Consider the following 12,715-nt stretch of genomic DNA (forward strand, 5'->3'; position numbering starts at 1 on the left):
CACCACGCCGCTGACGCGGGAGGACATTGGTGTCCAGGTCGCCTTGATGTTCGAGGCCGGCGACCTTGCCCGGCCGCTGGTGATCGGTCGCATCCAGCGCTTGCCGGATACCGCGGTGCCCGCCGTGGCCCACCTGGACGGCGAGCGCCTGGAGTTCTGCGCGGAGCGGGAAATCGTCCTGCGCTGTGGCAAGGCCAGCATCACCCTGACCCGTGCGGGCAAGGTGATCATCCGCGGCACCTACCTCTCCAGTCGCTCCAGCGGGGTCAACCGCATCAAGGGCGGTTCGGTGCAGATCAACTAGACAGGTAGTCGCTCGATGGAACTGCTCAACGCCAGCCAACTGCAAGTCGCCTATACCCTGGGCATGGCACCTGACGGCCGCGAATCCTTGGTCGTTGTGGCCAAGGGCACGTTCGATCTGCCGCTGGATGGCCGCGCCGCGACTCTTGCAGACATTCAGCAACCCTTGCTGATGGCTGACACCTTTCTCGGCGAGCCGGGCCTCAGCGCCCCATACCAGGAAATGGACTTCGCCCCGTTCAAGCCATTCTGCGATGTGCTGGTGTGTGGCAAAGCCTATGCGCCGGGTGGACGGCCCGTGACCCAGTTGACGGCAGGCCTTCGTGTCGGCCGGGTCAGCAAAGCCTTTTCAGTGCTGGGTCCACGGCAATGGCAGCCGGGATTGATGGGCCTGTCGCCCGGTGAACCCCTGGCTTTTACGGAGCAGGACATCACCTACGCCCAAGCCTTCGGTGGCTCCCGCACCCTCGCGAACATGCCGGAAATGCGTGATTGCCATCCGCAGAACCCGAGCGGTTGCGGTTGGTACCCAGGCGGCACCGACGACATCGACATAGTCGGCAGGCCAATGCCCAACACCGAGGAGCTGGGCAAGCCCATCGACTCGCCGTCCGGCGACTTCCACCCGATGGCCCTCGGTCCCATTGGCCGCAGTTGGCCACAACGCGCCCGTTTTGCAGGCACCTATGACGATGCATGGTTGGCTGACAGCTTTCCGTTCTTGCCAACGGATTTCGATAACCGTTACTTCCAGGCCGCGCCTATCGATCAGCAAACCGATTATTTGCGCGGCGGCGAAGAGGTGCTGTTGCTGAACCTGACCCCGCAGGAACGAACAAGTTTTCGCATTCCCCAGATGGACGTGCCGGTGACCTTTTTCCGCAAGGAAGGCCTTCATGAAACGGTGCCGGCGCTGATCGACACCCTGCTGATCGACACCGATGCCCGCCAGGTGCAGTTGACCTGGCGCATCGCCCGTCCGCTGCGGCGCAACATCTTTGAGATTGCCCAAGTGCTCGTCGGCACCATGCCCAATGCCTGGTGGCGTGCTCGTGGACTCGGCAAGGATTACTACCCGTCGCTCGATGCCCTGGTCAAAGCCAAACGGGCTGCCGAGGACGCGCACTGATGGCCGCCCTGTGCATCATCGGCTCGGGGATGGTCAGTGCCGTCGGCCTAAGCGCTCCGGCGAGCTGCGCGGCAATTCGCTGTGCCATCGACCACTTCCAGGAAACCCGTTTCATCGACCGCGCCGGCGAGCGGATCATCGGCGCCAGCGTGCCGTTGGAACAACCCTGGCGCGGCCGCACGAAGCTGATCAAGATGGCCGCGCTCGCCATCGCCGAGGCGTTACAAAGCCTTCCTGGGATTTCGCCGGAAAAAATTCCGCTGTTGCTGGGCGTGGCTGAAGCCGAGCGTCCCGGGCGCCTGAACGGCCTCGACATGGCGCTCTTGCGTGACATCGAGGCTGAGCTGGGCCTGCGTTTTCATCCCGACTCCATCATTATTCCGAGGGGCCGGGTCAGTGCGGCCGTGGCTCTGCTCAATGCGCGGACGTTGATCTACCAGGACGGTCATCGCCACGTGCTGGTCGCTGGCGTCGATTCGCTGCTTTGCGGCCCTACCCTGGCCGCCTTCGAGCAACGCGAACGCTTGCTCACCAGCGAAAACTCCAATGGTTTCATCCCCGGCGAAGGCGCCGCAGCGGTGGTGCTGGCCGCTCCCATCGCCGCAGAAGCGCCGCAACTGACCTGCATCGGCCTGGGTTTCGGTGTGGAACCGGCCACGGTGGAATCCGAAGACCTGCCATTGCGTGCCGAAGGCCTGACCCAAGCCGTGCGCGTGGCATTGGGTGAAGCCGGCTGCGGGCTCGAACAGATGGATTACCGCCTGACGGACATTTCCGGCGAACAGTATTACTTCAAGGAGGCGTCGCTGGCCCTGAGCCGCAGCCTGCGGGTGCGCAAGGAATTCTTCCATCTCTGGCACCCGGCCGACTGCATCGGCGAGGTGGGCGCTGCCATCGGCCCGGTGATGCTTGCCGTGGCGCTGGCCGCCAGTCGCAAGGGTTATGGCGAAGGGCCGAACATCTTCTGCCACCTTGGCAACGACGCCGGCGAACGCGCCGCCGCGCTGCTCAGCTACCGGATCGTGAGGGCTGCCTGATGGCCAACGAAGTGTTTGCCAACAACATGGAGGTTTCCTGCAAGGCGGCGGACGGCAAATCCATCGCCTGTTTTCCCGACGTGTGCTTCACCCCGCCCCAGGCACCGCCCACCCCGCTGGGCGTGCCCATTCCCTACCCCAACACGGGCATGGCCAAGGACACGACCAAAGGCACCCGAACGGTGAAGATCACTGGCAAGGAAGTGATGCTCAAGGACAAGAGCTATTTCAAGACCAGCTATGGCGACGAGGCTGGGAACGCGCCCAAAAAAGGCATCGTCACCAGCAGGAACAAGGGCAAGGTGTATTTCACCTCTTGGTCGATGGATGTGAAATACGAGGGCAAGAACGTCGTCCGACACATGGACCTGACCACTCATAACCATGCATCCCAACCCGGCAATACGGTGCCTTGGCCTTATTCGGACAGAATGGAAATCGCCGAGGGCCTGGCGCAATGCGAGGGGGAAAGGAAACGGCTGAAAAAGGCATGCGACACCGATAAGAAAGTGGTCTGCCCGGATACCAAAACGCTGAAAGACGCACTCAAGACGCGTAATACCGCCAAGAAGAAAGCGGGCGATGGATTTTCGGACGATCCTGCGTACATGGCTGCCCATACTGGCGTTCTGAAGGAGTACTCCTCGTTGGCCAAGACCATCAACGCCGATCGTTGCCAAAAGGCCCTGCGCTGTTTTCTCGCCCCGTACAAGCCCAACAGATGTTGCCCGGGACAAACCGGAGATCACCTGATCGATTCGGCGTCCTTTACCGACGGCCCGGCCTTCGCGGGCCAGCCCAGGAACCAGCATCCGACAAAAGCAGGCTGGAGCAAATACGAAACCGACAAGGCGCCGGTCATGTGCGTGGAGGGCCCGAACCAGACCACTGCCACCCATGGCCAGATGCATACCCGGCGTGGAGTGGTTGCCCTGAGATCGGCCGACGCGAAAGGCGAATGGCCAAGGGCCAAGGCCACGAAGACAGGGGCCTTGGCAGCCAGGAAAACCTTTCCAGACTCCAAGTGTTCCCAGAAATGCCTGGAAGCCCAGTTGAACAACTACCACGACCAGGCGAAAAGCCCGGGCAAGGAGAAACCGATCAATGCACGGGCCTCCATGACCAGTAACCAACACGAACGAGACAAAGCCATCAGCGAGATGTGCCCAAGCGATAACAATAGCGATAGCGGTCGCTAATCCTATTAGGAAACCAAAAGATGGACGCACTAGACCGACGATTCAGTGGACTCAGCATTGGCACCGGAGTCGTTCGATATTCGGATCTCAGCTACCTGATTACCACCAATGACCTTTCAATCAGCGAAGGCTACACGGGGTCGATTCTGTACACACTTGACCGTGGAACCTGGTATTCCGGCACAGTGCCTTGGCTTGCCTGTTCCGGAACGGTCTGCCACGTGCCGGCCGAGCGGTACCTGGCGCTCGGCACGGACGGCTCGGTGCGAGCCAGCGGTGGAGGCGCAGTCAAGGAAGAACCGCCCATTGCCAATTGCGGAGTCGACCCGACAAAACGCGGCCCCCTTCGCGAAATCCGCGGCATCGCCAAAGGTCGCGCCTACGCCGTGGGCACCTGCCGCCAAGCCTACGTGCGCGACGGCGAAGATCAATGGCGATGCATCGACCAGAGCGCCCAGGTTGGCGACACCCCCATCACCGACACCAGCTTCGAATCCATCGATGGCTTCAGCGAGCAGGAAATCTATACCGTTGGCTGGGAAGGCGAAATCTGGAAATATGACGGTGCCGTCTTCACCCAGCAGAACAGCCCGACCAACCTGGCGCTCTATAAGGTGCGCTGCGCGCCGGACGGTTTTGCCTATGCTTGCGGCCAGCTCGGGACCTTGCTGCGTGGTCGCAATGATCAATGGGAAGTGATCGAGCACGACAGCACACGGGAGGATCTCTGGGGCATGGAATATTTCCAGGGCCAGCTGTATGTGTCTTCCACCCATTTCGTCTACCGACTGGAGGGCGACACGCTCAAGCCCGTCGATTTTGGCGATGACGCGCCGGGCACCTGTTACCACCTGAGCGCAGCCGACGGGATCATGTGGTCCATCGGGCCGAAGGACGTCATGGAGTTCGATGGTTCGAACTGGACGCGGTGCCTGCAAATTGACTGATCAGGCGAAATCTCCCTTCTGGATCGAAGGCCAATGACCACGCTGCCCGTTGTGCTCGACCTGCACGTTGAGGAAGCCGGTTTCCTGGCGGTCCTGCGCGACTACGCACTGCGCGCGCCCCACTACGACCTGGATGAACTGGGCGCATTGGAAGAGCGTATCGAAGCGCATCTCGATGGCCTGCGTATCGCCGGGTCAGCCGGCCTGGAAGCCCTTCTGGAGCAGCTCGGCCCGCACACCGTCGGCGAAATGTTCGCCAGCGTGGTGCTGGCCTTCGAGGCGGCCGATGCAAAAGCGCTGTCGCGGCTCAGCGAGCATTTGCGAAGCGCCGCGGAAACAGAGCGCGGCTATCTGATGGCCTTGGGCTGGCTTGACTGGGCGCGCATAGAGCCCTGGATCGACCGCATGCTTGCGGCGCCCGAACCGCTTTTTCGCCGTCTCGGGCTGGCGGCGTGTGGCATGCACCGCCACGACCCCGGTGCCGTCCTGCTGGCCGGACTGTCCGATGTTGATCCCAGCGTACTTGCACGTGCCGCCCGCACCGCCGGCGAGCTGCGCCGGCATGACCTGTCACAGGCCTTGCAAGTCCACCGAACGCATATGCACCCTGCCACCCGCTTCTGGGCCAACTGGGCAACGGCGCAAATGGGTGATCAGCAAGCCCTCGAACCGCTGCGACTGTTCGCCGAGCAACCAGGCGAGTTTCAATACCGCGCGGCCTGCGTGCTGCTGGCCTGGCAGGCGCGCGAACCGAGCATCGCCTGGATACGCCAGTTGGTACAGGATCCCCGGCAGCGGCGCATCGGCATCCAGGCCCTTGGACTGTTGGGCGATCCGGTCAGCGTGCCGTGGCTGATCCAACACATGGCCGATGCGCCTTGTGCACGTGTCGCTGGCGAAGCCTTCAGCCTGATCACCGGAGCCGACCTGGCCCTGCTCGATCTGGAGCTACACGTCTTGCCGGATTTCGATGCGGGCCCGAACGATAACCCCGAAGATTCCCATGTCCTCATGGACCCCGATGAGAACCTGCCCTGGCCAAACCCTCAGTCCGTCGATGCCTGGTGGCAGGCCAATGGCGGAAATTTCCAAGTGGGGACTCGCTACATCTTGGGACTGGCCCAGAACGAATGCAGTTTTATGCAAGCGCTGGTCCGTGGCCAGCAACGTCAACGCATCGCCGCCGCCTGCGGTCTCGCGCGGTTCCGGCCGGGCGCGGCGGTGTTTCCAACCAGTGCGCCGGCCTGGCAACAAAAGCGGCGGTTGGAAATGACGGAAAGCCCAGATAGCTGGCTTCGTTCGCATCTCGTGAACCCAAGCGCCACATAAACTCCAAGCTTCGAATCGTGCTCGGAGCGCTTACTTCAACGGCAATCTTCGGATCTCTCCGCCCTCTCCCCGCAAACGCTCAAGATACGCTTCGGCATCCAGCAGTTGATAGGGAAAGTAGAGCCCAGGCGGGGTTGCAGGCTGGCCGTCCAACCCGAGCAGGCGCTCAAGGTTCATGGCGACGCAGAGACCAGTCAGCGGCGCAGTGCCTGCCGGGTGAACGACGGCATGACGGGTGCGCAGCGAGTTGCCTCGAAGATCCTCGCCAGCGAGTTCGATGATGATCTCGGTGGACATGGGTCGTCCTTGGCGCCTGCTGGAGCTCACCCCGATGCCAATGTTGAACTGGACATTCGGTGCACCCGTCGCAGCCGCCAGGCCGACGACGTCAATAGAAGAAAAACCCGTGGCTTCGATTGCCGTGCCGTCCAGCGCATGGAAGCGCGTCTTGGCGTCCTCCCCTTCGCGCCAGACAAATGATCCGCCGCGCCTGGTCAGCGCGGCGGGGAGCATTTTGTTCAGGTGTTCGAAATCGCTGGCAACGGTCGGGCCGCCCGTGTCCTGCTCATCGACCAGCGCATTGATCCGGATATCGTCGATCCGGCCAAACTCACGGGCAACGCTGAACGTCGACACCGTCGTTGCGCCGACCATCCACTCATAACCGAGGACAATCGGCGATGCGCCTGGCGCATGCATGTACATGGCGATCTCCGGAGCGATCTCGAAAACGCCGGAAGATATGCTCAGGTGCGGCACCCCGCGCTGCTGCGCAAAGCGCAATCCAGCGAGAGCGTGGTCCATGTAGAAGACCACCACCGCGCTGACCGCGCGATCGCCGAGGCCCAGGTCGTCGGCACCGGCGTCGATCGCCACGGCCTGCGCCCCGCCCAGTTGCTCCGCGACCCGTTGGGCCTTCGCAAGGTCACGTCCGCCGATCAACAACGGTACATCTGGATGAGCGGCGCGCAGCGCCCGGGCAGTATGGTGGCCGATAGCGCCAGAACCGCCCATGAACAGGATAGGACCGAGTGACATCATCTGTCCTCCTTGCTTTCGGGTTTAACCTACCTTTGGTAACTTAGCACAGCATCATCGGGCTACCTACCCCTGCATTGATACCGCGCGTCGTCGAGCCGATGCCGACCCCGCTTCAATCCCCGACCTGATTCTGTCAGTGTGTGTGGCGTGCGCCGCTTCGCCTCGTCACAGGATGTTTGCATGCGAAAGGATTACTTGGCTTTTTTCATCTCGCTGTTTCTATCGAGGCTGGCGGACCAGATCCTGTTGTTCATCGTGCCGCTGGTAGTGTTCCAGACCACCAACAGCGCTTCATGGGCCGGGTTGGCGTTCTTCGTCGAATCACTGCCGCGCTTTCTCGCTTTCCCATTGTGCGGCGCCCTGTGCGACAAGTATTCGCCGATCAGGATCCTGCATATCAGCCAGGTCTATCGGGCGCTGCTTTGTCTGTTGGCGATGGCGCTCTACGGCGTTTTTGGCGGCCTCGCCTGGATCGTGGTGCTTTCAGCCGTCTGTGGCGTGCTGACCACCCAAGGCATCATGGCCCGCGAAGTGCTGATGCCGTATGTCTTCCGGCATTACAGCTACACCAAGACCTTGTCCTATTCGCAAATTGCCGACCAGACCGGGCTGGTCCTCGGCCCATTGGTGGCGGCATTGTTGTTGGATATCTGGGCATGGCACTGGGTGGTGCTGTGGGTCGCCGCGCTGTTCCTGCTCGCCGACCTGGGCATGCGGGTATGGCAACGACTCAGCCGGGTAAGCCTGGAAGTATACGAGCAGCATCAGGACATCTGGCTACAGCCCCTGCGGATCGCCTTCGGGCATATCCGCAGCCTGGCGGAACTGAAAAAGATCATCGCGCTGGCGGTGGGCGTCAACCTGATTGTCGGCGTCACCTTGGCCACTTCGGCCGCCATGGTGATCGGCGAGTATGGTGCCGGCAAGGACCACTACGCCGGCTTGCAGGCGGCTGGCGCCGCAACCACGATCTTTATCCTGTTGCTCCTCGCGCGAGTAACCCTGCCCCTGCGGGTCTTAGGGGGAATTGGCTATTCGATGATCGCTGCAGGCGGGGTGATCAGTGCCCTGAGCCCAAACCTGTCGGGCTATGTCCTGGGCTTCCTGTTGATCGTCGGTTTCGACAAGATGTTCAACGTCTACATGCGCACCATTCGCCAACGGGTCATTCCGCCCCAGGACTTCGGCAAGACCGTCGGGGTGATCACGTTGCTCAACAACCTGTCACAGCCACTGGCCGGTTTGCTGGTGGCGCTGCTGGCGGCGCCATTGGGGACGCAGCAGGTCATCCTGGTCCTGGCTGGACTGACAGTCCTTCTGGGAGTGGCCGCCCTGTGGTGGTTTGCGAAAGTGGACCGCTTCATACCTGCTGATCAAGCAGGTCGAGCGTCCGGCGATCCGGCTCGCCTGAATAAAACCGATCGAGCGCCTGTTGATACAGGGGAGATCCCGACTGGGCGCTGATAAACAGCGTAAGACAGGAGCGAAACTTCAAATCATCGGGTGAGCCAAATATTCGCTCGGCGCTGATGCCACTGTGTTGCAAGACCGTCTTCACGGTCTCCTCCAGTCGGGGGCCGAGCACATCGTGTTGCAGGTATGCGCGAGCCTCGGCAAGGCCGGAAATCCCGAAGAGGCTGGCCATTTCGGAATGACCGAGCCCTTGCAGTTGCGGAAAGATGAACCACATCCAGTGACTCGTCTTCCGCCCGGCGCGCAGTTCGTCCATGACGCGACTGAATACCGGACGCTGCGCCTCGACGAAGCGCGCCAGGTTGAAAGGGTCTTGCATGATCGATCCTCCCCCGTCGTTGAGCGCGCTGGCAAAGGGCGAACCGGCTGGCCGCCCCACAAAGTCGCATCAAGCGCTCAGTTCCTGCTTCAGCCGCTTGAGCAGCGCCTTGGCCGCCGCTTCCGACGAGGCAGGGTTCTGGCCGGTGATCAGGTGACCATCCTCGACGACGTAACTGCCCCAGTCCGCGCCTTTGGAATATTCGCCGCCTTTGGCCTTGAGCATGTCCTCCACCAGGAACGGCACCACCTGCGTGAGGCCCACCGCCTCTTCCTCGGAGTTGGTGAAGCCGGTGACTTTCTTGCCTTTCACCACGGGCTGGCCATCCGGTGCGTTGACGTTCTTGAACACTCCCGGCGCGTGACAAACGGCGGCGATGGGTTTGTTCGCGGCATAAAAGGCTTCGATGAGCGTCTTGGAGTCGGTGTCCTCGGCCAAGTCCCACAGGGGGCCATGGCCGCCCGGATAGAACACGGCATCGAAGTCATAGGGATCAACCTCGCCCAACGGCACCGTGCTGGCCAATGCGGCTTGAGCCTGGGTATCCGTGGCAAAGCGCCGCGTTGCGTCGGTCTGGGCATTTTCCTCGTCGCTCTTGGGGTCCAGGGGTGGCTGCCCGCCCTTTGGAGACGCCAGCGTGACCGTCGCCTTGGCGTCGACAAACACGTAGTACGGAGCGGCGAACTCTTCCAGCCAGAACCCCGTCTTCTTGCCGGTGTCGCCCAACTGATCGTGGGATGTAAGCACCATTAGAATCTTCATGTGAACTTGTCCTCCGAGCGGGAATGGGCGATGTGCGCTCGCCCTGCATTAGGGTTTGTACGAAAAGTCGCCGAGCGGCGATCAGGCAAGGCGAAAACAGGCGAGGAACGGCCGGGGTCGCGCTCGACTTTACGGGTTGTAAATGAGCATTCCGAGCCTGTTTTCAACGCAGCATGATCGTCGCGCAGGCACTTTTCGTACAAAGCCTAGTGTCAGAGGCTGCGCGGGTCCATACGTTCAAATGAGCGTAGCGAGCGTGAGGAAAATCGTTCAGATGACGTTCTTCACCCTCTTGCCGAAATAGCCGCCAGGCGTAGCTCCCTTGAAGCGGCATAATCCGCCTGTCGTCCGAGTTGCCAACCCAGGTACCCCCACAACAACGCGCAGCACGCCCCCACCACCGCCGCCACGCCTGCACCTTGGCCGATCTGATCGAGCAGGCTCTTGGCCCAGCCACTCACGGCATCGCCGGCGCGATAGACCACGGTGTCGATGAAGTTCTTGGCCTTGTATTTGCTCTCGGCGTCCAGGGGCGCAAATAACATTTCCCTGCCGGGCCGGACAAACGCGTACTCGCCGATTCGTCGCACGATCATCAAGGTTGCAAGCAGCGCAAAGCCCGGCGCCAGGGCGAGGCCCAGGAAACCGACGCACATGAGCAACGGCACGATCGCCAGCAAAGCACGCACGCCCAACCTCGGCGCGATGCGACCGGTGATGAACAATTGGGACAGCAACGCGCCGGCCTGCACGACGATATCGAGGGTGCTGAAGATACGAACCTGCGATGCGCGGTCCGGGTAGTGCTCGGCCACCAGGCGCGCCTGCTCGAAATAGAGAAACGTGCTGACCGTCGCCAACAAGACCACGAAGCCGGCGATTCCCACCAGATAAGGCGATCTGAACACCGCGACCATCCCGCTGAACGGATTGCCGGCCAGTGGCTGCCGCGGGTTTTGCGTGGGGGCTGCGCCGGGTCGCCCCGCCCCGCCCTGTCCGCGCCAGATCATCAAGGTCCGTTTCAACACCAGCGTGGCCCCGAGCAGCACAGCCGCCAGCAGCATCAAGCCTGACGCTCCCACCGCGTCGATCAACAGCGCGCTCAGCGCCGGCCCCAGCAGGCCGCCGACGCTGGCGCCGGCGGCGATGAATGCAAACAGGCGCTTGGCCTGCTCGCTGTCGAATACATCCGCCATCAAGCTCCAGGCCACCGAAACGACGAACAGGTTGTACACCGATATCCAGACGTAAAACACCCGGGCGAGCCAGACACTGTCCGGAAGGAATTGGAAAAACTCGACGAACATCAGCAGATTGATGCCAAAGAAGCCATACACCCAATCGATCAGGCGCAGCCGCGGCACTCGGGAACTGAGCCAGGCGAATAACGGAACGGCTGCCAGCATGACCAGGAAAGTCGCGGTGAATAGCCATTGCAGGTTTTCCACGCCCGCCGCGATGCCCATCGACTCACGGATCGGGCGCAGCATGAAGTAACCGGTAAACAAGCAAAGAAACAGCAGGAAGCCACACAGCGCCGGACGCAGTTCACCGTCATGGGCGTTAAGGGCAAGGCTCAGCCGCTGTACGAACGTCATCGTACTCATGGGAACTCCAGAAAGAAGGCTACGGGACGGGCGCGAGGCCGATGCCCGCGCCCTGGATAGGATCAGCGATAGGTAACGCCGGTCAGGCGCTCGGAAGTCGCCCAGAGTCGTTCGGCATCCGCTTCGTTGGTCGCGGCCGGTGGCGTCTTGGCGAACCCCAGCGGACCGCGTTTTTCGTCATCGCCGGTCGGCCCGTAATAGGCGCCGCCAACGGCCTGCTCGGCAGTCGCCGCATACAAGGTGGGCAACGCGCCTTGAGCCGCAGAGTGGTACGCATCGCGATCCTTCGCCCAGCGCTGGCCGAACTCGCTGTTGACGCCCGGCCCCCGGGCGATCAGTTCGGTGACGGCCACGCCGGGGTGCGCGGCGATGCTGCGTATGCCCCACTGTTCGGCGTCACTGCGCCGTTGCAACGCAAATGCCCATTGCAGGATGGCCAGTTTCGACTGGGCGTAGGCCGCGTAGGGGTCGTATTTCTGCTCGGACTGCAGGTCGTTGAAATTCAAGGCGCCGCGCGTGGCCGCGATGCTGGAGAGGCTCACCACTCGGGCGTCGTCGCTTTGCCGCAGGAGCGGCACCAACAGGCCGGTCAGCGCGAAATGCCCGAGGTAGTTGGTTGCCAGCTGAAGCTCAAAGCCATCGGCGGAAGTGCCCCGCTCAGGCGGCGCCATGATGGCTGCATTGTTGATCAACACGTCCAGGCGCGGCAGCCGCTGGTTGAGACGCTCGGCCAGGGCGCGCACCGAAGACAGGTTGGCCAGGTCCACGGACTCGAACTGCAACTTGGCGTCGGGTACGGCCTCGCGGATACGCTTGATGGCGTCCGCGCCCCGCTCCGGGTTGCGCGCCGCGATGATGACCTCGGCCCCCGCCCGCGCAAGTGCCAGCGCGTCCTCATAGCCCATACCGCTGGTGCCGCCGGTTACCAGGGCAATCCGGCCCTTCTGTGAAGGCATGTCGTGGGTCGACCAGTCGGGTTTGGGCGCCACCCGATCCGATGCTTCGGTGCTCATCGCACTGAGGAGCGCGACGCCGGCCGTCAACGTTCGGGTCCGCCTCATGAGCTGGCTGATGGTGTGCATTAAGCCGCCTGCGGGGGTGATTGCTCTGTTCCACATGATTGAGTTCCTTGGTTGGATGGCAAGCTGGTGCGACCGGGCTTACTGAATGGCGCAGGCGTCTGTCTGTTGAAGGAAGGTGACGTGACGAATCTGCCCGTGCGTGTCGACATAGGTCATCGTTGCTTGCCCGACTTCGCATACGGTTGATTTCGGCTCATCGATACGAACCGCCTGGGCAATGTCCAGCGGCATGCCGTATTCATAGGCCGGAACCTGGGTCTGTTCCTTGGCAAACAGAGGCGAACCGCTCAACGTGATCACTGCCAGCAGGCTGGCAACCGACAAGTTTTGAATGTTCATGGTGTACTCCACTGTCCTGACCGGGATGGTGGTTGCACTCTAGGAGGGGGACGCTGACGTCAAGGTGACCGGTGACTGACAGGAACATGTCAAACGCGAGCGCGAATGGCGGTGTTTCAGTCGCGGAATGTGCTGGATGTGCCGGCGT

The 12,715-nt window shown here is 62.0% G+C and carries 13 protein-coding genes; 7 read left to right on the forward strand and 6 right to left on the reverse strand.

All coding sequences use genetic code 11. The features are described 5' to 3' along the window. From OC610_RS11340 to OC610_RS11365, 6 genes are all read left to right on the forward strand, one after another. On the forward strand, positions 1-304 hold a 304-nt coding region (locus tag OC610_RS11340; RefSeq protein WP_264427849.1), incomplete at its 5' end, for a DUF6484 domain-containing protein. 15 nt (positions 305-319) lie between these two features. After that, the gene (locus OC610_RS11345) at positions 320-1,432 is read left to right on the forward strand and encodes a DUF2169 family type VI secretion system accessory protein (protein ID WP_264427850.1); all 1,113 of its coding nucleotides are present in this window, start codon (positions 320-322) and stop codon (positions 1,430-1,432) included. Next, positions 1,429-2,469, forward strand: coding sequence for a hypothetical protein (locus tag OC610_RS11350; protein ID WP_264427859.1), 1,041 nt, complete (start codon positions 1,429-1,431; stop codon positions 2,467-2,469). The genes OC610_RS11345 and OC610_RS11350 overlap by 4 nt, the downstream gene beginning before the upstream one ends. Further along, a complete protein-coding gene (locus OC610_RS11355) occupies positions 2,469-3,668 on the forward strand; it encodes a PAAR-like domain-containing protein (protein ID WP_198796476.1) in 1,200 nt (399 codons plus the stop codon). The genes OC610_RS11350 and OC610_RS11355 overlap by 1 nt, the downstream gene beginning before the upstream one ends. Before the next feature lie 20 nt (positions 3,669-3,688). Then, a complete protein-coding gene (locus OC610_RS11360; protein WP_030138906.1) occupies positions 3,689-4,615 on the forward strand; it encodes a hypothetical protein in 927 nt (308 codons plus the stop codon). Positions 4,616-4,648: 33 nt separating this feature from the next. After that, positions 4,649-5,944 (forward strand): TIGR02270 family protein, encoded by a 1,296-nt coding sequence (locus OC610_RS11365; RefSeq protein WP_264427851.1) that lies wholly within the window; start codon positions 4,649-4,651, stop codon positions 5,942-5,944. Between the two features lie 30 nt (positions 5,945-5,974). On the opposite strand, the gene OC610_RS11370 is transcribed toward OC610_RS11365, so the two are convergent. Beyond that, positions 5,975-6,982 (reverse strand): NAD(P)-dependent oxidoreductase, encoded by a 1,008-nt coding sequence (locus tag OC610_RS11370; RefSeq protein ID WP_264427852.1) that lies wholly within the window; start codon positions 6,980-6,982, stop codon positions 5,975-5,977. A 183-nt stretch (positions 6,983-7,165) separates the two neighbouring features. Between OC610_RS11370 and OC610_RS11375 the strand changes: the two genes are divergently transcribed. Then, a complete protein-coding gene (locus tag OC610_RS11375) occupies positions 7,166-8,449 on the forward strand; it encodes an MFS transporter (protein ID WP_264427853.1) in 1,284 nt (427 codons plus the stop codon). Here the strand turns inward: OC610_RS11375 and OC610_RS11380 are convergent. From OC610_RS11380 to OC610_RS11400, 5 genes are all read right to left on the reverse strand, one after another. Then, a complete protein-coding gene (locus tag OC610_RS11380) occupies positions 8,346-8,777 on the reverse strand; it encodes a DUF1810 domain-containing protein (protein ID WP_264427854.1) in 432 nt (143 codons plus the stop codon). The genes OC610_RS11375 and OC610_RS11380 overlap by 104 nt on opposite strands. A gap of 69 nt (positions 8,778-8,846) precedes the next feature. Further along, entirely contained in the window at positions 8,847-9,539 is a 693-nt protein-coding gene (locus OC610_RS11385; protein WP_264427855.1) for a type 1 glutamine amidotransferase domain-containing protein, read from the reverse strand. 284 nt (positions 9,540-9,823) lie between these two features. Continuing rightward, positions 9,824-11,146 carry an NTP/NDP exchange transporter gene (locus OC610_RS11390; protein ID WP_264427856.1) on the reverse strand — a complete coding sequence of 441 codons (1,323 nt, stop codon included), beginning with the start codon at positions 11,144-11,146 and terminating at the stop codon, positions 9,824-9,826. A 62-nt stretch (positions 11,147-11,208) separates the two neighbouring features. Continuing rightward, complete coding sequence (locus OC610_RS11395) at positions 11,209-12,228, reverse strand: SDR family oxidoreductase (protein ID WP_264427857.1); 1,020 nt, start codon at positions 12,226-12,228, stop codon at positions 11,209-11,211. A gap of 78 nt (positions 12,229-12,306) precedes the next feature. Continuing rightward, the gene (locus OC610_RS11400) at positions 12,307-12,567 is read right to left on the reverse strand and encodes a DUF2790 domain-containing protein (RefSeq protein ID WP_264427858.1); all 261 of its coding nucleotides are present in this window, start codon (positions 12,565-12,567) and stop codon (positions 12,307-12,309) included. Positions 12,568-12,715: the final 148 nt, after the last annotated feature.

It is taken from the genome of Pseudomonas agronomica, from assembly GCF_025917275.1.
GTDB lineage: Bacteria > Pseudomonadota > Gammaproteobacteria > Pseudomonadales > Pseudomonadaceae > Aquipseudomonas > Aquipseudomonas agronomica.

What these genes read in the sequence shown, in the direction of transcription:
- OC610_RS11380 (WP_264427854.1), bottom strand. Translation starts at nt 8,777, where the DNA reads ATGCAAGACCCTTTCAACCTGGCGCGCTTCGTCGAGGCGCAGCGTCCG.
- OC610_RS11375 (WP_264427853.1), top strand. Translation starts at nt 7,166, where the DNA reads ATGCGAAAGGATTACTTGGCTTTTTTCATCTCGCTGTTTCTATCGAGG.
- OC610_RS11345 (WP_264427850.1), top strand. Translation starts at nt 320, where the DNA reads ATGGAACTGCTCAACGCCAGCCAACTGCAAGTCGCCTATACCCTGGGC.
- OC610_RS11355 (WP_198796476.1), top strand. Translation starts at nt 2,469, where the DNA reads ATGGCCAACGAAGTGTTTGCCAACAACATGGAGGTTTCCTGCAAGGCG.
- OC610_RS11385 (WP_264427855.1), bottom strand. Translation starts at nt 9,539, where the DNA reads ATGAAGATTCTAATGGTGCTTACATCCCACGATCAGTTGGGCGACACC.
- OC610_RS11395 (WP_264427857.1), bottom strand. Translation starts at nt 12,228, where the DNA reads ATGCACACCATCAGCCAGCTCATGAGGCGGACCCGAACGTTGACGGCC.
- OC610_RS11370 (WP_264427852.1), bottom strand. Translation starts at nt 6,982, where the DNA reads ATGTCACTCGGTCCTATCCTGTTCATGGGCGGTTCTGGCGCTATCGGC.
- OC610_RS11400 (WP_264427858.1), bottom strand. Translation starts at nt 12,567, where the DNA reads ATGAACATTCAAAACTTGTCGGTTGCCAGCCTGCTGGCAGTGATCACG.
- OC610_RS11360 (WP_030138906.1), top strand. Translation starts at nt 3,689, where the DNA reads ATGGACGCACTAGACCGACGATTCAGTGGACTCAGCATTGGCACCGGA.
- OC610_RS11390 (WP_264427856.1), bottom strand. Translation starts at nt 11,146, where the DNA reads ATGAGTACGATGACGTTCGTACAGCGGCTGAGCCTTGCCCTTAACGCC.
- OC610_RS11365 (WP_264427851.1), top strand. Translation starts at nt 4,649, where the DNA reads ATGACCACGCTGCCCGTTGTGCTCGACCTGCACGTTGAGGAAGCCGGT.